The 20,339-nt window shown below is 58.6% G+C and carries 19 protein-coding genes and 1 tRNA gene; 8 read left to right on the forward strand and 12 right to left on the reverse strand.

Annotation, left to right across the window (positions count from 1 at the left end):
- Position 1: 1 nt before the first annotated feature.
- The 5 genes from DIT71_RS09395 to DIT71_RS09415 form a co-directional block, all read right to left on the reverse strand.
- Complete coding sequence (locus tag DIT71_RS09395) at positions 2-1,582, reverse strand: glucan biosynthesis protein (protein ID WP_114612975.1); 1,581 nt, start codon at positions 1,580-1,582, stop codon at positions 2-4.
- Positions 1,564-3,708 carry a glucans biosynthesis glucosyltransferase MdoH gene (gene mdoH, locus DIT71_RS09400; protein ID WP_114613307.1) on the reverse strand — a complete coding sequence of 715 codons (2,145 nt, stop codon included), beginning with the start codon at positions 3,706-3,708 and terminating at the stop codon, positions 1,564-1,566. Before mdoH ends, DIT71_RS09395 begins: the two co-directional genes overlap by 19 nt.
- A gap of 1 nt (position 3,709) precedes the next feature.
- The gene (locus DIT71_RS09405; RefSeq protein WP_114612976.1) at positions 3,710-3,976 is read right to left on the reverse strand and encodes a hypothetical protein; all 267 of its coding nucleotides are present in this window, start codon (positions 3,974-3,976) and stop codon (positions 3,710-3,712) included.
- Positions 3,973-5,493 carry a glucan biosynthesis protein G gene (locus DIT71_RS09410; protein ID WP_227538041.1) on the reverse strand — a complete coding sequence of 507 codons (1,521 nt, stop codon included), beginning with the start codon at positions 5,491-5,493 and terminating at the stop codon, positions 3,973-3,975. Before DIT71_RS09410 ends, DIT71_RS09405 begins: the two co-directional genes overlap by 4 nt.
- A 111-nt stretch (positions 5,494-5,604) precedes the next feature.
- A complete protein-coding gene (locus DIT71_RS09415) occupies positions 5,605-6,780 on the reverse strand; it encodes a ShlB/FhaC/HecB family hemolysin secretion/activation protein (protein ID WP_114612978.1) in 1,176 nt (391 codons plus the stop codon).
- A gap of 367 nt (positions 6,781-7,147) precedes the next feature.
- Between DIT71_RS09415 and galU the strand changes: the two genes are divergently transcribed.
- On the forward strand, positions 7,148-7,984 hold the full coding sequence (gene galU, locus DIT71_RS09420; protein WP_114613308.1) for a UTP--glucose-1-phosphate uridylyltransferase GalU: 837 nt from the start codon (positions 7,148-7,150) through the stop codon (positions 7,982-7,984).
- A gap of 5 nt (positions 7,985-7,989) precedes the next feature.
- Here galU and DIT71_RS09425 read toward each other — a convergent pair whose 3' ends face one another.
- Positions 7,990-8,238, reverse strand: a complete 249-nt coding sequence (locus DIT71_RS09425) for a hypothetical protein (protein WP_227538042.1) — start codon at positions 8,236-8,238, stop codon at positions 7,990-7,992.
- 131 nt (positions 8,239-8,369) lie between these two features.
- Between DIT71_RS09425 and DIT71_RS09430 the strand changes: the two genes are divergently transcribed.
- Positions 8,370-9,242, forward strand: coding sequence for a RibD family protein (locus DIT71_RS09430; protein ID WP_114612979.1), 873 nt, complete (start codon positions 8,370-8,372; stop codon positions 9,240-9,242).
- Here the strand turns inward: DIT71_RS09430 and DIT71_RS09435 are convergent.
- The 4 genes from DIT71_RS09435 to DIT71_RS09450 are packed head-to-tail and all read right to left on the reverse strand — an operon-like array spanning position 9,217 to position 13,531.
- Positions 9,217-10,146: a lysylphosphatidylglycerol synthase transmembrane domain-containing protein gene (locus tag DIT71_RS09435; protein WP_227538043.1), complete on the reverse strand. Its 930-nt coding sequence runs from the start codon at positions 10,144-10,146 to the stop codon at positions 9,217-9,219. The two genes, DIT71_RS09430 and DIT71_RS09435, sit on opposite strands and share 26 nt — an antisense overlap.
- A gap of 1 nt (position 10,147) precedes the next feature.
- Positions 10,148-12,094, reverse strand: coding sequence for a glycosyltransferase family 4 protein (locus DIT71_RS09440; RefSeq protein WP_114612981.1), 1,947 nt, complete (start codon positions 12,092-12,094; stop codon positions 10,148-10,150).
- The gene (locus DIT71_RS09445; RefSeq protein ID WP_114612982.1) at positions 12,081-12,479 is read right to left on the reverse strand and encodes a 6-pyruvoyl trahydropterin synthase family protein; all 399 of its coding nucleotides are present in this window, start codon (positions 12,477-12,479) and stop codon (positions 12,081-12,083) included. Before DIT71_RS09445 ends, DIT71_RS09440 begins: the two co-directional genes overlap by 14 nt.
- Positions 12,480-12,514: 35 nt before the next feature.
- On the reverse strand, positions 12,515-13,531 hold the full coding sequence (locus DIT71_RS09450) for a zinc-dependent alcohol dehydrogenase (RefSeq protein WP_114612983.1): 1,017 nt from the start codon (positions 13,529-13,531) through the stop codon (positions 12,515-12,517).
- 81 nt (positions 13,532-13,612) lie between these two features.
- Here DIT71_RS09450 and DIT71_RS09455 point away from each other — a divergent pair, with 81 nt between their 5' ends.
- The 6 genes from DIT71_RS09455 to DIT71_RS09480 all read left to right on the forward strand — a co-directional run bounded on the left by DIT71_RS09455 (position 13,613) and on the right by DIT71_RS09480 (position 17,923).
- Positions 13,613-14,335, forward strand: coding sequence for a CDP-alcohol phosphatidyltransferase family protein (locus tag DIT71_RS09455; RefSeq protein WP_114612984.1), 723 nt, complete (start codon positions 13,613-13,615; stop codon positions 14,333-14,335).
- A complete protein-coding gene (locus tag DIT71_RS09460) occupies positions 14,332-14,946 on the forward strand; it encodes a YceI family protein (RefSeq protein WP_114612985.1) in 615 nt (204 codons plus the stop codon). The genes DIT71_RS09455 and DIT71_RS09460 overlap by 4 nt, the downstream gene beginning before the upstream one ends.
- 107 nt (positions 14,947-15,053) lie before the next feature.
- Complete coding sequence (locus DIT71_RS09465) at positions 15,054-16,010, forward strand: DMT family transporter (protein WP_114612986.1); 957 nt, start codon at positions 15,054-15,056, stop codon at positions 16,008-16,010.
- A 55-nt stretch (positions 16,011-16,065) separates the two neighbouring features.
- Positions 16,066-16,142: transfer RNA gene (locus tag DIT71_RS09470), tRNA-Val, on the forward strand.
- Between the two features lie 364 nt (positions 16,143-16,506).
- Complete coding sequence (locus DIT71_RS09475; RefSeq protein WP_114612987.1) at positions 16,507-17,316, forward strand: hypothetical protein; 810 nt, start codon at positions 16,507-16,509, stop codon at positions 17,314-17,316.
- 1 nt (position 17,317) lies between these two features.
- Positions 17,318-17,923, forward strand: coding sequence for an RES family NAD+ phosphorylase (locus DIT71_RS09480; protein ID WP_114612988.1), 606 nt, complete (start codon positions 17,318-17,320; stop codon positions 17,921-17,923).
- 265 nt (positions 17,924-18,188) lie between these two features.
- Here DIT71_RS09480 and DIT71_RS09485 read toward each other — a convergent pair whose 3' ends face one another.
- Complete coding sequence (locus tag DIT71_RS09485; RefSeq protein WP_114612989.1) at positions 18,189-19,178, reverse strand: aldo/keto reductase; 990 nt, start codon at positions 19,176-19,178, stop codon at positions 18,189-18,191.
- A gap of 137 nt (positions 19,179-19,315) precedes the next feature.
- Complete coding sequence (locus tag DIT71_RS09490) at positions 19,316-20,323, reverse strand: NAD-dependent epimerase (protein ID WP_114612990.1); 1,008 nt, start codon at positions 20,321-20,323, stop codon at positions 19,316-19,318.
- Positions 20,324-20,339: the final 16 nt, after the last annotated feature.

Consider the following 20,339-nt stretch of genomic DNA (forward strand, 5'->3'; position numbering starts at 1 on the left):
ACTATGCCCTCTCTTGCTGCGGCGGTGGTGTGTACTGGTACAGCCAGGTTTCCGTCAGTATCTGGCCGCCCAGCCGCAGTTGCAGTCGCAGGTCGATGGGCTCCAGGGAGTCATCGGGCACAACATCGAACATGGCCCGATAACCGTTTATGGACGCCAGCGGACGGGCTGAGGTGATTTCCACCCGGCCGCGACTGGCGGAGATCACCGGTTCTATATCCGCATCGTCCGCAAGCATCGGCAGGGGTCCGCCGGCGAAATCCACCGCAAAACGCCAGGAAAAATAGGTTCTCTCCTGACCGATAACGCCACCGATTCCGGTGCGAGTTGCCTGTACGGTCCCCAACGCGTCTGGCCGGCGGGGCGGCTCTGCACCCCAGGTCAGCGTGTAGGCAAAGAGGTGCTCATTCCCGGGCTCCAGTGGCTGTTCCGGGTTCCAGAAGGCGACGATGTTGTCAAAGGTTTCGTCCTGGGTAGGAATTTCAACCAGCATCACGCTGCCGGAGCCCCAATCCCCCTGTGGCTCTACCCAGGCACTGGGTCGCTTGTCATAAAACACGCCATCATCCTGGTAGTTGCTGAAATCACGGTCACGCTGAAGCAGGCCAAACCCCCTCGGGTTTTTGTCGACAAAACTGTTTACCCGCAGTGACCGGGGATTGACCAGCGGCCGCCAGAGCCACTCACCCTGGCCGTTATGCACCGACAGCCCGTCAGAATCATGGATCTCCGGGCGCCAGTCGTTGGCCATCCGACGGTGGTTCTCACCGGCCTGGTACATGCTGGTCAGCGGCGCTATCCCTACACGCTCCATGAATTTGCGGGGGTAAAGCGCCACATCCACTTTCATGACCATGTCCGGTCCCGGGGTCATGGTGAATGCGTAGGCGCCGGTGGTGCTGGGGGAATCCAGCAAGGCGTACACCACCAGCTGGTGACTGCCCGGTATCGGTTTTTCCAGCCAGAAGGCAGTGAACTCCGGGAACTCTTCTCCGCTATTCAGTGCCGTGTCGATGGCCAGTCCCCTTGCGGACAGACCATATTGCATATCCGACCCCACCGCGCGGAAATAGCTGGCGCCCAGAAACGCGGCGAGATCCCGTTCGTAATCGGTGTGGAAATGAACCCGGAATCCGGCGTAGCCAAGATCCTCGGGCAGTTCGCCGAGAGACTCTTCGCCCTCGTAACGAAAGTAGTCTGGTTGATAGGCCACTTCCCGGGCCTGGCCGTCTACCACCTCGTGGATCCTCACCGGGGACTGAAAATACAGGCCGAGGTGGAATAACTGGACCTGGAAGGCGGTGTCGGTATCACGCCAGAGCGCTTCTTCAGGGCGAAAACGAATAGCCTGGTAATCGTCCCAGGACAGGTTTTTCAGTGAGTCCGGCAAGGTTCCCTCCCCGGATTGCCAGGGCTCCTCTGCCAAGGATCGGGCGTGCCCCTTGAGCCAGGCATAGCTGAACGACCGGGCCTCGCTTAGCGTCTCGGCCTGTGCCTGCCGGCTGGCCATCAGCGCGGACAGGGGCAATGCCTGGATACCTGCAAGGGCAATAAAGGTCTTGATCAGTTGGCGTCTGTCCATGGTGCGCTCCGTTTCCTGCGTTTTCTTCCTTTTCGGCTCAGCATGGTAATACGCCGGTCCCAGAAACTGTCGGGGGGTGCCTGCCAGGCAAGCTGGTGCAGCTCCCTCAGCGACTGCCTGTCACGGAATATCTGGCTGAGTTCGCTGCGGGACAGTCTGCCCGGCCCCTCCGTACCGCATCGCTCCACCAGTGGCCCCAGCAACTCCGCCCTCTTGGCAAGGCGGACATTTCTTGCCAATGCCTGATGAAGCCGGTTAAGCCTGGGCCGCACTACCGCTTCCTCCACCGCTGTCAGCATGGAAGCGTTGGCACTGCCACTCCTGGCCGCACGGGCGTCCTCCAGCACCTGCACGGGTACCCGTTCTTCCGGTATCAGTAACATGCCCCACTTGCGCAGGGCCTGCCCCGGCCCAACCCGGCTCAGCAAGACCGACGTGGGTGCCGCCAGTATCAGCGGAATGGCCACCGGCAGCGACCAGAGGAAGAACATGGGATCCAGGCTCCAGGCAAACGCGGACCAGCCGGCAGCCACCACCATTCCGGGAAACTGGGTTACGAAGGCATCCCGCCAGGCGGTTTCCTGGGTGCGGTTCTGCCCGGCCCAGGTCAGCGACAGATTCAGCAGGGCGCCGATCACATAGCGGCTGTGGGCCATCATCCGAATAGGTGCGAGCAGTACCGAAATCACAATTTCCACCAGTACACTCGCCAGCAGCCTCAATACCCCGCCAAACTGCCTGGCAGCGCCGTGAATAACTGCGTCGAGAACTGCCAGGAACTTGGGAATAAACAGCAGCGACAACGTGCTAAGCGCCAGACCCAGGGCCCATTCCGGTCGCCATTCCGGCCAGAGCGGGAACAGCCCCTGATGCCCCTCCGGGAAATAGTCGATGCTGGCAACGGTCATCTGCACCGCTTCCACGGTGGTAAGAATCAGGAACGCCAGCCATAGCGGCGAGGCCATATAAGCCATGACGCCGTTCAGCAGAGCCATCCTGTGCGCCAGCCGAAGCCGGCGCCCGAACAGCAGAATCCACAGGTGCTGGAGATTTCCCCGCGACCAGCGGTTGTCCCGGGCCAGCTCGTCCGACAGGGTTGGCGGTGACTCCTCAAAGCTGTTGCCAAGTCCGGGCTCCAGCCAGACTTCGTAACCGGCCCGGCCCATGTAGGCCGCTTCCACGAAATCGTGGCTCATGATGGGACCACGGAACAGGCCGAACCCCCGCAGTTTGCGCAGGCCGCAGTGATCCATAAAGGGTTTGATCCGGATGATCGCGTTGTGCCCCCAGAACGCGGCATCGCCCATCTGGATAGCGGCAAGACCACTGGCAAACAGGGTGGAATAGAGACGGTTGGAAAACTGCTGAACCCGGGCAAACAGCGACTCGCCGTTGATAATGGAGGGGGCGGTCTGCAGTATGCCCACGTTCGGCTCACGTTCCATCAGTTGCACCATGCGTACGATGGTATCTGCACTGAGCAGACTGTCGGCATCGAGAACCACCGTATAGCGATAGCGGCGTCCCCAGCGGCGCAGGAAATCCGCCACGTTGCCGCTCTTGAAGTTGAGGTTCACCCGCCGGCGGCGATAGAAAAGACGCCCCTCTGCCCCAAGCTCCTGGCACAGCTGATACCAGATGGCCTGCTCCTCAAGCCAGACGTTGGGGTCGCGGCTGTCGGAGAGAATATGGAATTCGAACTGGTCCAGGTGTCCGGAGCGCTCCAGGTCCTGATACACCGCCTTTAGCCCGCAGAGCGTCCAGTACACCGGCTCGTGGTAAACCGGCATGATGATGGCGGTTGGGGCCAGCGGCGTAGCCTCCAACGCTGCACCGGCATGACGTTTGAGAAGGCTGTAGCGATCTCCCCCGATTAGCCTGAGCACGAAACCGAACAGGCCCGTCCAGAAGCCAACGGCAATCCACATGTACAGCAGAGCAAACAGCACCAACAGCCCCAGCTCGACCAGAGTGCCGCCGTGATAAGGCAGAACCCAGAGCAGAAAATAGCAGGCGACAAGGGTTTGTCCCACCACAAAAACAGTCAGCAAGAGGCGCCTGAAGGTGGCGACCCTGCGCCAGCTGCCGGAACGCCTCCGCGCCTTTGTTGCTGCCGAATTATCCATTTCAGTCATATCCGATGCAGCCGCGTCTCAGCGGCGGGTTGGCATCCGGAATGGTCTCATGGGGGCGCTCAAAGCACTCGGGAATCCTGGCAACGCACCGGGCCGGCAGGTCCGGCCCTGCGCCCTCTGCCATCTGCGTTTCCACTAGGCGCAGAGCCTGGCGGCAGGTGTCTGAGGTCAGTACAATGCCCTCGTCTCCCAGGTAGGACAGCACGCGTTCCAGCGCCCGCTGACACAGAATCTCCGGCATGATCAGCACAGCCGTCATGATCCCGCCTGAGCCGCCCTGGCAGCCTCGGACAACGAATAGGTCCAGACTTCTGTCAGGGGCTGGTCATCCAGCATCAACTGGCCGCGAAGCACCGAATTGGTTGCTTTGCCGGGACGCACCAGCATCGACAGGCGCCAGTTGTTGTCCGCCTCGATGAATTCGACATAATGCTCGAGGATTTCAGTGCCTTCGCTGCCGCCGCCCGCACTGACGGTGCCAATCACCGGGGCATCGGGCTTGAGCTTTTCCAGTGGCCCTCCGGCAAAATCGACAATGATCCGGAGCGAATTCTCGACCGCGCCACCGCCGGTGCGATTACCATCTCCCACGAACGTCTTTATTGCCCGACCGCTGTCCTGGCCGGCCACATCAGGGCCACCAAAGCTGAGGGTATAGGCGAACTGCTGACGTGTCCCTGCGCTCGCATCTTCCGCCGGCTTCCAGAAGGCAACAATATTGTCGTTGGTCTCGGAATTCGTGGGTATCTCCACCAGCACGACTTCTCCATCAGACCAGCCCTGTCGGGGCGATACCCAGGCACTGGGGCGGAGGTCATAGCGAGCCTCCGCGTCCTCGAACTGGTGGAAGGCGGTGTCTCTCTGGATAAGACCAAAGCCACCCAGGCGCTTCACCTGCAGATAACTGAGGTTGAGGCGAGAGGGATTCACCAGTGGCCGCCACAACCATTCACCGCTGCCCTCATCATGGATCAGCAGGCCATCGGAATCGTGAACCTGTGGCCGCCATTCTCCGGCCGGCCGTTTGGTGTTTTCGCCGTAATAGAACATCGACGTGAGCGGCGCCAGGCCCGGCTGATCCACGGCATTGCGAAAAAACAACTCCGCAGTGACTTCAACCCGGGTTATGGACCCGGGATGTATGTCGAAGCGATAGGCGCCCGACACGCTGGGACCGTTCAGCAACCCGTAGACCCGCATGCGATCGCTGCCACCCCCGGGCCGTTCAAGCCAGAACTCCACGAAGGAGGGAAACTCTTCGCCGGAGGGCAAACCGGTGTTCACGGCAATGCCCCTGGCCGAAAGCCCGAACCGGTTTTCCGTTCCTACGCCGCGGAAGTAGCTTGCGCCGGCAAAAACCAGGAACTGGTTATATTCGGCTCCCTCCCCCAGTGGATAGGTGAGTTTGAAGCCGGCATGGCCGAGATTGGCGGGTATTCGTTTGGCAAGGTCACTGTTGGGGAAGCTGTAGGCAGACTTGTCGAAAGGGATAGGCTTTACCCCATCGGCGTCGATCTCGTTCAGTTGCACCGTGTGGGTATAGAAGTTGCCAGGGGGCACCGTCATCACCTGAAAGCGGGATCGGCCTTCGCGCCAGAGGCTCACCTCGGGATTGAACCGGATGGCCTGATAGTCCTGGTAATTCAGTTCTCTGAGGAAGGCCGGCACTTCTGGCGGCGGCTCGTATTTTCCTTCGGCCAGGGCCCGGGCCCTGTCAACCACCTTTTCAAACTCAAAAGCCTGGGCCGGAAACGTATAGAGTAGACACTGCAACATAAGCAGCGCGAGCAATCCTGTCCCTGAGCGCATGGTTCTCCAACCTCGATAACATCCCTTTGACTACTAATGTAGCACCTTCAGTTGAATCATACTCAAGTGACATCTCCGTCAGATTCCCATGGACAGCGAAAAGCGCACGTCGGGATAGTCCGGCATTGTCAGCGCCATGGTGGAGGCGCGGATCATCCGGCCCACGCTGACGTTTGCCGTAAATGCCCGGCCCTGCATCTGCAGTGAGACCTGGCCGGCGCTGGCGTTGCCATGCCGACCTGCCTGGGCGCTGGAATAGGGAATCCAGCCCTGCAGCACAGCAAAGTTCACGCTGGACAGCACCCCGTCCACGAATGGCATTGGCCAGGCCGGGCTTGCGGTGGTCAGCCGAAGCCAGCCCCCTGTCACCACAGACACGGACTGGCCATTGAAACCGCTGAGCATGGAGGGACCGGCAACTGTCAGGTATTCCGACGAAGGGAGGTCTTCATCCGCAAACTGATACCGCCCGTTCACCCGCCAGTTCCACTCGAACATTTCCTGCTCGATCGAGGCAGACACGGCCACCTTGTAGAACGCCCGTTCATCGGTCCTGCCATCCTGCAACGGATAATCGGTGGCGCGGAACTCGCGGCCACTGAACGCCTGAATCCATGTATTGGCAACCACACCGGCACCGAGCTTATGCCCGCCCCTTGCTTCCATACCAAAGGAGGAAAGCTGGTAGCGGGATTCTGAAACCAGACTGTCCTCCTGGAAAGATTCGCTGTTCCTGCCCTCATGCCGGGCGATGCCATCAAAGGCCATACCAAACCCGGAGAACAGCGGCCGGCTTACACCCAGGCCCAGCGCCCGGGATTCGCCACTGGCGTTGAAACGACGGCCACCATTGCTGACCGCGCGATCATAGCGGGATCTTCCCGCCTCGATGCGCAATTGGTTAACCCCTGCCGGAAAACGGTAGCGAATGGATGCGCCACTGGACCCGGCATCGTATTTGTAGGAACGGGCATCGTGGTAATTGAAGCCAATGGCATCACGCTGACCGACCAGGCGGTCGGCAGCCACGCCCACGGCTCCATCAATGCCATCACTGTTCACTTCGGTCCTGCCGGAAAACTTCAAACGGGACCTTAACCAGTGCTCGCGCTCATCCCGGAACGCATCGACACTGCCGGCCAGATTATCCGGGTGGGGCTGCCAGCCGTTGCGCAGCCACGAGCCGTTTTCTTCAGCGTAGAGAGGCGAACTGATCGCGCACAACAGTAGAGCAATGAGCGTTGGCAACTTCAATGGTTACAATCCTGCCAGCCAGCACCGGCCACACTGCGGATGGAAAGCCGGATTTCTTAAGAATTTTTCATGAGGCGAGAATGTATTGCACCAGAGGCCATAAATCCAGCGTCTGTTGCCAAACTTTACAAATTAAATATGTATATAATACAGTCACTTGTGATCACTTTTGAATGTTTTTTCTATTAAAATCAACAACCAATACCAAAGGTGACGGGAGTCTCTTTTTAACCAATCTCTACATTTGGGTACCCGGGCCTCCATTTACGACAACAACTTGGTTACACTTGGCACAGTTCGTGAGTCAGCCCTCAAGGATGACTGCCTCACAACAGGCCGTGACCAAAGCGAATATAAGGACGAACCTATGATCAAGAAGTGTCTCTTCCCTGTTGCCGGCTACGGCACCCGTTTTCTCCCGGCCACCAAGGCCATGCCCAAGGAAATCCTGCCGATTGTGAACAAGCCTCTGGTGCAGTACGGGGTGGAAGAAGCCTCGGAGGCCGGTGTTCACGAATTCGGTTTTGTCACCGGACGCGGCAAGCGTGCTATTGAAGACCACTTCGACATCAGCTATGAGCTGGAGCACCAGATTGCCGGCTCTGGCAAGGAAGACCTGCTGGACTCCATTCGTGAGCTGATCGATCACAACTCCTTTGCCTTCACCCGTCAGAACCAGATGAAGGGCCTGGGCCATGCCATCCTGACCGGGCGCAACCTCGTCGGCGACAGCCCCTTTGCGGTCGTACTGGCGGATGACTTCTGTGTGGCGGACAGTGACGGAGAAGGTGTTCTGTCCCAGATGGTCAAACTCTACAACCAGTTCCGGTGTTCCATCGTGGCGATTGAGGAAGTGCCTGAAGACGAGACTCACAAGTACGGTGTGATTGCCGGCGAGTCCATGAAAGATGGCCTGTATCGCATCACCGACATGGTCGAAAAACCGGCCCCCAAGGACGCCCCCAGCAACCTGGCGATTATCGGCCGCTACATCCTCACCCCGGATATTTTCGACATTATCGAGCGCACGGCCCCCGGCAAAAATGGCGAAGTACAGATCACCGACGCGCTGCTGGAACAGGCAAAGAATGGTTGCGTGCTGGCCTATAAATTCAAGGGTCGTCGTTTTGATTGCGGAAGCATTGACGGCTTTGTGGAAGCCACCAATTACGTTTACGAGAATATTTACAAGAAAGGCAAATAAGTGCGTTAACGACCCAGAATGTGCAGAATCATGCGCCGGTTCTCGTTCGAGGTTTTGCGGAACCGGCGCAGCAGTTCCATTTCCTCCTCCGACAGCCGGACCCGGCTGATTTCCTCCTCAAGTACCCGCAGCGCCGCTGTCAGATCACCACCGTCACTGAACGCCAGGCCCGGCAGCTCCAGCTGGCTGGTGTCATCGCTGTATTTCAGCTCCAGCAGGCCTTCCAGGGGCTTTTGCGTTTTCAAATAGCGCATATAGACTGTCCCCCGCCGGATTTCTTAAGGCTTGATTGTGGTGACGGTGAATCAAACCGGGAATGTAACGTACATATAGCTTTACACACAATCTGCCTATAATGAATCCACCAGCAACGGAATTACTCGGTATGGCGGCACAGACACTGGACAAAATCACGGCCTGGGCGCTGATACTGGAGGCGGTAAACCGCAGTAACGTGACCCTTCCCCTTACAGATAGCGACACACCGGCACTGGAGATTGGCACTGAGGGCCACTGGCGGTTGTGTGTGCCTGCCGATACAGAGGCAAGAAGTTTGCTGTCGGTTTTCCTGCCCCTGTGTTGCCCCTTGTCGAAAGACGCCCCTTCCCGGGTAGTCGGCCAGATGGGGCAAAGTCTGGATGGCCGCATCGCGACGGTCACCGGGGCCTCGAAATTCATTAACGGTGAGGATGGCATCACCCACCTCCACCGCCTGAGAGCGGTGTCGGAAGCGGTGGTCGTGGGCGCCGGGACAGCAGCCACCGATAACCCCCGCCTGACCGTCCGCAAAGCGCCGGGCGTCAATCCGGTACGGGTGGTGATTGATCGCAACAGGCGGGTACCGCAAGACCATCACCTGTTCAGCGACGAAGCCGCTCCCACGCTGCGACTGGTTGCCGGCGAATACCAGCCCGGCAACCGACTGACACCGCGGAGCGGGGTTACCGAAGTACCCTGCTTGGGGAGCGAGGAGACCACTGAGCCCGCACAGATACTGGCGGTACTGGCGGATTTCGGGTTGCGCAAAATATTCGTCGAGGGTGGCGGGCTGACGGTCTCGGAGTTCCTTAACGCGGACCTTCTTGACCGGCTGCACGTGATGGTTGCCCCGATGATCATCGGCAGCGGGCGGCCAGCCTTTTCGCTACCTGAAATCAGCTACCTGGACAGCGCTCTGCGGCCCCGGGCGCAGATGGTAGACCTCGGCAGTGACATGCTGTTTGATCTGGACTTCAGCGCGCGGGCTTACGGCCACTGACAACAAACAGCACCCCAGGCAAGCTCGATACCAGTACCGCCAGCCCGTAACCCACGCTCAGCGCCACTCCCTGCTCCGGCGGCAATCCTGCCAACGGCCAGAGCAGCGCGGCCGCGCCTTCACGCACGCCCCAACCCGCCACACTCACAGGAACCGCCATTGCCAGCAGCAGCAGGCTGCAGAGCGCCATCAATGTCAGTATCTCGGCCGCCCCCGTCCAATAGCCGGCCCCCAGAGCCAGTAACGCGAACACCCCGAAATAGCTCGATACCACCACCAAGGAAGAAGACATCTGGACCAGCAGCGCAGGCCAGCTCAGCAGCGCCTTGCGGATATCCCGTCGCAACGCATGAACATAACCCCGGCCCCGTGCCCAGAACCTCGCAGCAAGACCCACGACGATAGTGGCAACGACAACGACCGCGATGGCAAGACAGCCAAGATCAGCAACGACTCCCGCGACCTGTCCGCGGTGCAGGGCTAGCCAGGTGCCCAGCCCCAGGGCAATGGCGATCATCACCAGCTGTCCTGACAACCGTTCGATCATGACCGCATGAACGGCACCCAGCCTGGCTCCGGAGTCCAGGCTGTGGCGCCAGGCACGGTTGACGTCCCCTAACACGCCGCCCGGCAGTACCTGATTAAGGAACGTCGCGAGGTAGTATTCGCGAACGGCCACCATAAAAGGCAAAGCAATGGCCAGCCGCCCGGCGGTATATCGCCAGCGCCACGCTGAAACCAGCACCTGTAGCACCGAGACCACCATGGCCGCCAGCAACATTGGCAGGGAAAATCGCGCGAGCTCCTGCCAAACGGCGGAAACATCGAGGAACACCGCTGTGGTCAGTAACAGCAGCAGGGTCAACGCCCATCGCATCCAGGGAGAGATACTGCCTGCAGACACCTCAGCCGGCACCGTCAGAAGCAGGGTATGGAGGCAAGGCGAAGATATCCCGGTGGTCCACGCGAATGGACAGTCGCTGTTGGCGCGCCTGAGCCAGTCGTTTTTCGAACCAGCGCCCTGCACGTTCACGCTCATCCGGAGCCTGCTGATTCACTGCCTGTTGCCAGCCTTCCAGCAGTGCGATCTGTAATGCCCACTTGTCAGGTTCCAGGCGCCAAGGGCTGGGCGCTACCGACACCCGATAGCCACAGGTTTGTAATTGCATCTGCAGATACACGGTGGCGTCCGGGCCCAGGGCTGCGCCTGCTCCCTTTTCCCGGTGCTGGTGGGCGTTAACGGTGTCCAGAATCCAGTGGTCGTCCTGCTCTGCCGGCTGCAGTTCGAAATAGCCGTCGTAAGTCAACACCACAAACACGCCGGCGCGACGGGCTAACGCGGCATTGGCAAGCGCCTTCAGCCAGGTCGCGGACATCAGGTCAATCAACGCCGAGGCGGTTATCAGCCTGATATCTTCCGGGATCTGGCTGGCCAGCGCCTGAGCGGTCAGATGACAGGCCTTCGCTTCTAACGGTACATCCAGAGGCTTGAGGCGCTCTGCCGCCAGCGACAATAGATGCTCATCCTGGTCCAGCAGCAGCCAGCGTTGGGGGACGGTCAGCGCGGGTACAAGGCAGCGGGCGTTCGAGCCGGTGCCGGTGCCCAGGTCTGCGACAGCCAGTGGCGGCGCGTGCCGACCACTGCTCCTGTCCGGCGTGCGGTATGTCTGCTCTGCCCAGGCCACGACATCCGCCATCAGTGCCCGGTTACGGGCCCGATGGTCCGCAGGCTCCCGCAGGGTCAGCCAGTCGCTGTCAAAGCTGGTCAGATCACCGCATGGCAGCAGGCTTTCGAGGGCATCGCGAAATTCCTGCGCCGCCTGACTCCAGCGGCGAAGATGTTGCGCTTCGGTTTTTGCCGCCTGGGTCATCTCGTTCAGTTGCTGTGGGTCACTCAACCAATCCACAAGGCAACTTCTGAGCTGCTCAACATCACCGGCCGGATACTGTCGGATACCGGGGCGGTTGCCAGTGCTCGCAAGGGCTCCGCCATCGGTGGTAATGATTGGCAGGCCCGCCGCCAGAGCTTCATCGATGACCATGCCATAGCCTTCGAAAACAGAGGGCAACACAAAGATGTCCGCGCCCTGATAGGCCTGGGCCAGGGCCTCATTGTCCAGCTCTCCCGACAGGGTAATGCGCTCCTCAAGCCCATAATCACCTATCAGGTCACGGATTTTCTGACCGTAGGCGGCGTCCCGGTCTGCGGAGCCTGCCAGTGTGCAGTGCCAGGGCAGGTGCTGAAGGCCGCTCAGGGCTTCGACCAGATGATGTTGCGCCTTGCGGGGAGAGAGGTGAGCGACGCACAAAATACCGGGTTCAGACCGGGGAGGAGATGCTGTCGGGATGGGGGCTGACCCCGGGTCTGAGCCTGGTTCCACGACGCGAATACGCTGCGCAGGTACATGGTAATCCGTCAGCCGCTGCGCCGTGTGCCGACTGGTGGTGATCACCCCGGCTACGGCGGCCAGAGCCCTGCGCTCGGTCCGGAAAAGCCAGTCGCGGGTGGCAACTGGCAAACCGGTTTCATCCGCCAGGGCATGGTGGACCAGTGCCACGATCCGCAACCGCCCGGAATGGGCAGCAACAATATCGGGCAATGCGCCCATGGCGAGCCCATCAAGCACCACCACCGAGCCGTCGGCCAGGCTCGCCAGCAGCCTGTCCATCGAGACCTCTGCCTGACGGTCCGGTATTGGAAAGGTGCCGCTCAGGCCCTTGCGGGGTGCACTGAGCCCCCCCGATTCAAGCCCTGCGGCTATACGGCGGACGTACCGGTAGCCGCCGGTATTCTGGTCGGGATCACCGGGAACCACAAAAACGGCGGATTGCAGCGCCTCAGAGATTGCCATGATAACTGGCCCAGGCAATGTGAGACTCACCCAGAGTCACCTTCATGGCGCAAAGGCCCTTGCCGGTTTCGCCCAGCCTGCCCTGATGGATCGCCGCAGCCATGCGATCAAACACCGTGGCCGCCATGAACTCGGTGGTGGTGTTACGGCCGGCAAACACTTCAAGGTCATCCAGATTTTTCATATTGAATTCGGCAATGACCTCCGACAGAACCTTGGATGCCAGCCCGATATCGACAATCAGGTCGTCCCCGTCCAGCGCTTCCCTCTCAAAGGTGACATCCACCACGTAGGTCGCTCCGTGCAGATCCTGAGCCGGGCCAAAAATTTCTCCGTTGAAGCTGTGGGCAATCATCATGTGATCCCGGACGGTGAGACTGAACATAGGGTCGGTTTCCTTTATTAAACGATTGGGTGATTTCAGGCGCCGTTATAGACAATACGATGGCAGAGGGTTTCAGAAGCAGTGGGCATGGCACTGCCGTTACCAGGCGCGCCGGCAAGCGCAGCCATCACTTCCGGCAGCGACTCGAAGGGGCTTTCCCCGCTGATGAGATTGTCCAGGGCGTCATGGCGCAACAGGTCAAGCGCCAGGGACATGCGATCCCGGTACTGCCAGCGAGGCAACTGCAAAGGGTTGAGATGGCCAACCTGGCTCGAACGAATGGTCAGCCGGCGGGAGTGAAAGCCATGGCCAAGAGATAACGGGACAGTCCGTTCCCCGTACCAGCTCATCTCGATGATGCGCCCCTCCATGCCGGCCAGGCCAAGTGCTTTTTCAAGGCCTGCCGGGTGGCCGCTGGCATGGATAACCAGGTCATGGTCATCCTGCTGACATTGGGTCTGGAAATCGAGGCCCAGAGATTCCGCCACCGACCGGCGCTCGGGGTTGATATCCACAGCGGTGACACGGGTACCTGGAATGCGGCTGGCAAGCCAAGCGACCAACAGGCCGACCACGCCCAGACCGACCACGGCAATGCGATCACCGATCCTGGGCGCAGCATCCCAAAGGCCATTCACCGCCGTTTCCATGTTTGCGGCCAGCACTGCCCTGCCTTCGGGCAGTCCTTCCGGCAAGGGCACGACCGCTGAGGCAGGGACCCGATAGTGGGTCTGGTGAGGGAAAAGGCAGAATACGGAGCGCCCTGTCAGCTCAGCGGGGCCGGAGGTGACTCGCCCGACACTGGCATATCCGTACTTCACGGGAAATGGAAACTCGCCCTCCTGGAACGGCGCCCGCATGGCGTTGAATTGGGATTCCGGCACCTGGTTATTAAATACCAGGGCCTCGGTGCCCCGGCTTATCCCGGAATACAGGGCCTCGACCTCCACCGCCGGGTTTTCCTCTGCTGAAATGGCGGCAAGATGATGGTCGAAGGTGGCCTCGCGGATTGCCCCTTCCAGGGTACCGGTGACCCAGAATGCGTTCGTCATCGTCTGTTTCCTTACAGCGCACGTAAACAACTATAGTGTATTTAGACACAGTGTAACGGAAAGCACATACGCAGAGGTTTGATGATGGATTCCCGAGCCCGGACAATTCACTTGCCGCTGGCCGCGGACCTGACCTGGGGAGCTGGCCTGACCGCCCTGCTGGTTGCGGCTGCCGGCATCGGGTTCAGACTGCCCATGGGGTTCTATGGTATAGCGGTGCTGCTGTACGTGGCCATTGCTGTGCCCGTGATCCGTTACTGGCAACCCGGCCGGGATTTTGGGTGGGCCAATCGTGCAACCCTGGTGCGTGCCGCCATGGTTGTTCTTCTGGTCAGCCTGGCGCCGTTCATAGCAGGGCTTGGGAACTGGTTGTGGCTCTACGGGTCATTGTGTTTGCTGGCGCTGATATTGGATGGTGTGGATGGCGCCATTGCCAGGGCGACACAATCCACCACCGATTTTGGTGCCCGCTTCGATATGGAGCTGGACGCCCTGTTCATTCTGGGACTCTGTGTGGCGGTTCTGGCACTGGATAAAGCAGGAGCCTGGGTCATGGCTCTGGGGCTGATGCGCTATGGGTTCGTGGCCGCCGGTCACTGGCTGGATTTCATCAACCAGCCGCTGCCGGAAAGCTTTCGACGTAAGACCGTGTGTGTCTGGCAGGTGGTCACACTGATGATTGCCATACTGCCCGTCACCTCCACTGCCTTTGCAACCTGGACACTGGCAACCGCGCTTGCGCTGCTGTGTTATTCGTTTGTTACCGACCTGCACTGGCTTTATCAATCAGGGAGACAGCCATGAAACGCAATTGTTCATCCGCAGTGATTGCGGCTACCACGGCGGCCGGCCTGGCTCTGGCCAGCCCTTCAGCCCTGGCCGAGCCGGCAACCTACGTGCTCGATGAGGAGCACTTTTCCATGGCTTTCGAGATCATGCACATCGGTTACGCCCCGGTTATGGGCATGTTCCGGGATGTGGAGGGGCAGTTCGAGTACGACGAGGAAACGAAAGAACTGACTTCCGGCACGCTGACGTTCAAGAGCAAAAGCGTGTTCACCAACCATGACAAGCGGGACGACCACCTGCGCAACGAAGATTTTCTCAACAGTGGCAAATTCCCCGATATCACTTTTGAAGTGACGGGATTCGAGACCACCGGAGACAACACCGGGGTGGTTACAGGTGACCTGACCCTCTTGGGCCAGACCCGGCCCGTAGACGTGGACGTCATCCTCAACAAGTCCGCTGAGTACCCCATTGGCCACAAGGAATACACCCTGGGCCTGACGGCGGAAACCACCCTCAACCGCAGTGACTGGGGCATGACCTACGGCATCGAGAATGACCTGGTGGGAGACGAGGTGCGCCTGCGATTTGGCCTTGAAGCCATTCGCGAATCCGGCTGGTTCTGACAGGCCGGCAGGCTCACGGAAGAGCCAATTTTTACCCCTCCATGATAAACTCCGCCGCTTTCCCGCCTCAGGCCGGGCCCAGTCGATTATCTGCAAGGCGGTTGTGAATGCCCCTCTCGAACACCCATAAATCCGACTTGCTGCTGGTTATCGTTACATTGATGGCCGCCATCAGCTGGATGTTTTCCAAAGAAGCGGTGTTGCTGATGCCACCGTTGATGTTCATGGCGATGCGATTCCTGCTGGCCGGGTCCGTACTGGCGGTGATTGCCTGGCCTTCCCTGAGAAGGCTTAGCATTGATCAGGTAAAGCGCAGTACCGGTGTTGGTCTGGTCTTCGGGGTAGCAATGAGCTGCTGGGTGATGGGCCTGTTTTACGCCACTCACGTGGGCGAAAGCGCCTTTCTCACCAGCCTGGGCGTGGTCATCGTGCCTGTCATCGCACGGGTTATCTTTCGGGAGCCGCAGCCACTGAGCACGTGGTTTGCAATTCCGGTGGCTGTAAGCGGGCTGGCGCTGCTCTCACTAAGGAACGGATTCCGGCCCGAAATTGGCCAGTTGTTCTTCGTAGGCGCCGCGTTTATTTTTGCTCTCTACTTTACGCTGAACACCCGGGCGGCCAACCAGCGAACGGTGGTCAATCGCAGCGGCGAGACAGTGGAAAAACACCGCGTACCCGCTCTGCCCCTGACGGCCATCGCCCTGCTTACCGTGGGCCTTGTCACACTGGTGGAGTCCACCGTGCTGGAACCCTGGGAGCCCACCCTGGAGAACTTCTCCGGCATGCTCGCGCTATGGGTGATTGCCAGCGCCGTCGTGGGAACCGCCGGCCGTTTCCTGCTGCAGACCTACGCCCAGAGCCTGTCTGCCCACAGCCACGGCGTGGTCATTCTGGTGCTGGAACCGGTATGGGTAGCGCTGTTTGCCGCCGGCTGGTTCAGCGAGTCCATGTCTGTTACCCAACTGGCGGGCTGCGCGTTGATATTCCTGGCTTTGTTGATCAACCGCTGGGGCGTCATCAGCAAGGCCGTAAAAGGCTGGGCAAGAAAGCAGAAAACCGCCTGAAAGAGGTTGACCATAACCTTCGGAATCAGTATATTTCGTCCCCGTTGCAGAACACAGGACCATAGCTCAGTTGGTTAGAGCGCTGCCTTGACATGGCAGAGGTCGGCAGTTCAAATCTGCCTGGTCCTACCATTTTTTAGCAACTTACAAGCATCGAAAAAACCTCCCGCAATAATTTCGCAATATTTCCCCAAAAAACGATTTACTTATTCACTGGTCCGTTTTGTTTTCAATATTCGGTAGTGTGTCGACTATCCGGATGATATGCAGAGTGTTGCAGGTTTAAGTCCCTCCCTCCCGGCCATACACGTGTCGTCACAGAGAAAAGCCCACATACCTTGGACAGCGACATGATGCCTGTTAATTGACCCTCATCCCCAACATTTAACTGCTGAACTGTACCTTGGTGTGAACAGGAAAATTCCGGTTGATTATTTTGCAATAATGTCCAGCGCATCCTATACTCAATTTATAAGACACACTGGACAATGTAGCTATGATTGAAGAGATGAACCAGCCTGACAAGCGAGTGGATCAACGCGATCCCGAATTTCAGGAAGACTTTGATCGGGCGTTGAAACAGGTTGAAGCTGTTCTTCGGCTGTACTATCCGGAAGAGGTTGATGCCTTGAAGGTCGGTGAAACGCTCAAGGTGCGCAATCCCGATGGCAAGATTCTCACTACTGGCGAAGAGGTAAGGCGCGGAGCCAAAGCCAAGAGAGCCAGAGCCAAGGGAGTCAAAGCTTTTCGTGCTCGGGCGGAGCTTGTTTTGAGGGGGGTTGAGGCCATATCCCGAGAGGTGGGCCATTTGCCGCCTGATTCTGTGGACCGCCTGTTGCGCTCATCTGATCCACGACTTCTCGTTGGGCTTGCGCGGGCATCCCTTGAAGACACCCCAATTGACAGGATGGAACGCATGACGCTCAGGGGTGCCGAGCGATTCCAGAAATTGATCGAAAATGCTGGCGGATTGGTATCTTCTCGGTGGGTTTCTGAATTTTTAGGAGTCAGTGAAGAAGCCGTCCGGAAGCGAGCTCAGAGGGGGAGCCTGATTGCGCGACGAACAGCTTCCGGCGACTTAAGCTTCCCCCGGTTCCAGTTCGATGAAGGAAATGCTCGACTGCTGCCTGGTCTCTCGAAGCTGCTCACTGAAACCGAGTCATGGGAGCCAGAAGAGCTGACTCGTTTTTTGTTGGTGCGACACGAGCCTGCGTCCAGTGACGACACCCCGCTCACCCTGATTCAGCGTGGTGAGGTAGATCGGGTTCTGGAACTTGCCCAGGTATACATGCAGCAGAGGGCATAGGATGGCTCGGTTTCCAGAAGACACGGATACGCTTGAATCATTACCTGTTACTACTATTGAGTCGAACACCTGTTTTTATCGGGTAAACGGCATGCAATACAACTCAGCTATTTATTTCTCTGCAAGCCCCCAGAATCGTTGGACACCCCTCGGTGGAAGCCCAGGGGTTTGTTACATGGCGGGGTCACCCGTAGGTGCTTTGGCGGAATCGGTTTGCCGAAATGTGGCGCGCCTTGATGAATCGGAAATGTTTTCATCATTAGCCGAACTGAAAAAACTCGGCATGTTTGAATTGGTCCTGCGCAATCCTGTCACCGTTCTGGATCTCACCGTTGCCCATCTTGGGCGCTACCGGCTCGATGCCACCATCCTCGGCGATTATGATGAGTCTTTATCGCCGCCTTACAAATTTTCGCCGGCTTGGGCCTCGCATGCGGTGGACCTGAAACTTGCCGGAATACTGTACCGTTCTCGCCATAAAATCGATGAGACCTGTCTGGGGCTATTCGATGTGGGAACCGATATCTTTGAAGGAGTGCACGGCACTCTGGATGACGACCAGTATCTGGAAATACTGGAAGACGAGTTCATGTGGGGCGTTATCTGATGATCGACCAGAGACTGCCACTGTTCCGGAGTTCGGTGCTTTCTCATGGGAGTAGCCTCTTATTGAAAAGTGAGAGGCTACTGTAGGACGAAATTCAGTGGGGTGGCAGGACGTCTCGGGATGGCCGCTTACCAGAGGTCGGCATTTCAAATCTGCCTGGTCCTACCAATCTGCAAACACAAATTGCATTCGAAAAAGCCACTTAGCTCGTCAGCCAAGTGGCTTTTTTTATAGCTGGTCTCCCGAGTAGCTCAGGGCATTTCTGTTACCGAGTCGGCGGTGCCATGAACTCGGGCCCGACCGGATCATCAATACACTTGTCCAGGATCTGGTTGATCGTGTCAAACGCTTCCTTATCCAGTGACCAGCCCTCGATGTCGTCCACCGGATCGAGTTGCTCTGGCCGCCGCGCGCCCCACAGAGCTGTTGTTACATCCGGCTGATCTACCAGCCAGCGAAGTGCCAGTGCCAGCACATTCTTCTGATAGCGCTCTTTCGCAAACGCGTCGAGTTCAGCCACCGCATTCAGGTATTGGCTGTAGCGTTTGCCCTGGAACTTGGGGTCATTTTTACGCAGATCGTCACCGGTAAACTCGGTATCTTCACGCATTTTCCCGGTCAGCAAACCGCGGCACAGCCCCCCATAGGTAATGGTCGCGATGCCATGTTCGCGGCAGTACGGAAGGATCTCCTCCTCGATATCCCGCTCAAAAAGGTTATAGGGAGGCTGCAGGCTATGCAGAGGTACGATCTTGCGGAATTCTTCCATCTGATCTGGCGTAAAGTTGCTGACACCAATCGCGCGGATCTTTCCTGCCTGATAGAGATTCTCAAGGGCCCGTGCAGTCTCCTCCATAGGCGTCTTGGGATCGGGCCAATGCACCTGATAGATGTCGATACGGTCCGTCTGCAGGCGTTTCAGGGAATCCTCGACCTCCCGCTCAATGCGAGCGCCGGTCGCGTCACGCCATACCTTGTCGTGGTCGTCATTCCAGTTCAGAGCAACCTTCGTGGCCAGAGCTACCTGATCGCGGCGACCACCTGCCAGTGCCTTACCTACAATCTCCTCAGAGCGACCGAAACCGTAGACCGGAGCGGTATCGACCAGGCCGATACCCTTGTCGACTGCCCTGTGAATGGTATCGATGGACTGGGCTTCGTCTGTGCCGCCCCACATCCAGCCACCGATGGCCCAGGTGCCAAGGCCAACCGGTGTTACCTGAATATCAGTGTTTCCGAACGATTGGGTCTCCATAGTTTCTCCCTGAGTTGGCAAACGATTACCGTATCACCCAACCCGTAATCTCGGCAACTGTGTCCCCGCAGGCTTAAAATCCACAAAAAAGCCGCTGAAGGAGACCCGCAGCGGCTTTTTCCTGTACAAATATTTGATTAGACCTTGTAGAAGTCCCGATACCAGTCCACGAAATTGGCAATGCCCTCTTCCACGTTGGTAGACGGCTTATAGCCAACATCGGTGATCAGATCATCCACGTTGGCGTAGGTGGCCGGCACATCACCGGGCTGAAGGGGCAGCAGGTTTTTCTGCGCCTTCTTGCCAACACGCTCCTCGATGATTTCAATGAAGCGGGACAGCTCCACCGGGTTGTTGCTGCCAATGTTGTACAGGCGATAAGGCGCCTTGCTCGTGCCGGGGTCGGGTTTTTCTCCGCTCCATTGGGGATTGGCTGTGGCAACCTTGTCCAGGGTTCGCACAACCCCTTCGACGATATCGTCGATGTAGGTGAAGTCCCGGCGGTGGTTGCCGTGGTTGAACACGTCAATGGGCTCACCCGCGAGGATCTTTCTGGTAAAGATGAACAGGGCCATGTCTGGCCGGCCCCAGGGGCCGTAGACGGTAAAGAACCGCAGGCCGGTGGTGGGCATGTTGTACAGGTGGCTGTAGGTGTGGGCCATCAGCTCGTTGGCTTTCTTGGAGGCCGCGTACAGGCTCAGGGGATGGTCCACGTTGTCGTGGATCGAGAACGGCATGGTTTCATTGGCGCCGTAAACAGAACTGCTGGAAGCGTATACCAGGTGCTTTACGCCGTTGTGGCGACAACCTTCCAGGATGTTGGTGAAGCCCACCAGGTTGGCGTCGATATAGGCATGGGGATTTTCCAGGGAGTACCGCACCCCTGCCTGGGCTGCCAGGTGAACCACCCGTTCCGGCTTGTGCTCGCGGAACAGGGCTTCCATAAGGGGCCTGTCGGCCACATCCTTACGGACTTCGGTAAATCCCGGCTTACAGGTCAGCCGTTCTAGCCGTGCCTCTTTCAGGGTGGGGTCGTAGTAATCGTTGACGTTATCCACGCCGATCACTTCATCACCACGATCAAGCAATCGGTGCGCCAGATGGGAGCCGATAAAGCCCGCCGTACCCGTAACCAGAATCTTCAAAGTCCTGTCTCCCTGT

Origin of the sequence: Marinobacter vulgaris (assembly GCF_003344045.1) — a bacterium.
GTDB classification, from domain to species: Bacteria; Pseudomonadota; Gammaproteobacteria; order Pseudomonadales; family Oleiphilaceae; genus Marinobacter; species Marinobacter vulgaris.

What these genes read in the sequence shown, in the direction of transcription:
- DIT71_RS09475 (WP_114612987.1), top strand. Translation starts at nt 16,507, where the DNA reads ATGATTGAAGAGATGAACCAGCCTGACAAGCGAGTGGATCAACGCGAT.
- DIT71_RS09430 (WP_114612979.1), top strand. Translation starts at nt 8,370, where the DNA reads ATGGCGGCACAGACACTGGACAAAATCACGGCCTGGGCGCTGATACTG.
- galU (WP_114613308.1), top strand. Translation starts at nt 7,148, where the DNA reads ATGATCAAGAAGTGTCTCTTCCCTGTTGCCGGCTACGGCACCCGTTTT.
- DIT71_RS09460 (WP_114612985.1), top strand. Translation starts at nt 14,332, where the DNA reads ATGAAACGCAATTGTTCATCCGCAGTGATTGCGGCTACCACGGCGGCC.
- DIT71_RS09410 (WP_227538041.1), bottom strand. Translation starts at nt 5,493, where the DNA reads ATGTTGCAGTGTCTACTCTATACGTTTCCGGCCCAGGCTTTTGAGTTT.
- DIT71_RS09485 (WP_114612989.1), bottom strand. Translation starts at nt 19,178, where the DNA reads ATGGAGACCCAATCGTTCGGAAACACTGATATTCAGGTAACACCGGTT.
- DIT71_RS09425 (WP_227538042.1), bottom strand. Translation starts at nt 8,238, where the DNA reads ATGCGCTATTTGAAAACGCAAAAGCCCCTGGAAGGCCTGCTGGAGCTG.
- mdoH (WP_114613307.1), bottom strand. Translation starts at nt 3,708, where the DNA reads ATGGATAATTCGGCAGCAACAAAGGCGCGGAGGCGTTCCGGCAGCTGG.
- DIT71_RS09440 (WP_114612981.1), bottom strand. Translation starts at nt 12,094, where the DNA reads ATGGCAATCTCTGAGGCGCTGCAATCCGCCGTTTTTGTGGTTCCCGGT.
- DIT71_RS09455 (WP_114612984.1), top strand. Translation starts at nt 13,613, where the DNA reads ATGATGGATTCCCGAGCCCGGACAATTCACTTGCCGCTGGCCGCGGAC.
- DIT71_RS09450 (WP_114612983.1), bottom strand. Translation starts at nt 13,531, where the DNA reads ATGACGAACGCATTCTGGGTCACCGGTACCCTGGAAGGGGCAATCCGC.
- DIT71_RS09395 (WP_114612975.1), bottom strand. Translation starts at nt 1,582, where the DNA reads ATGGACAGACGCCAACTGATCAAGACCTTTATTGCCCTTGCAGGTATC.
- DIT71_RS09465 (WP_114612986.1), top strand. Translation starts at nt 15,054, where the DNA reads ATGCCCCTCTCGAACACCCATAAATCCGACTTGCTGCTGGTTATCGTT.
- DIT71_RS09445 (WP_114612982.1), bottom strand. Translation starts at nt 12,479, where the DNA reads ATGTTCAGTCTCACCGTCCGGGATCACATGATGATTGCCCACAGCTTC.
- DIT71_RS09405 (WP_114612976.1), bottom strand. Translation starts at nt 3,976, where the DNA reads ATGACGGCTGTGCTGATCATGCCGGAGATTCTGTGTCAGCGGGCGCTG.
- DIT71_RS09480 (WP_114612988.1), top strand. Translation starts at nt 17,318, where the DNA reads ATGGCTCGGTTTCCAGAAGACACGGATACGCTTGAATCATTACCTGTT.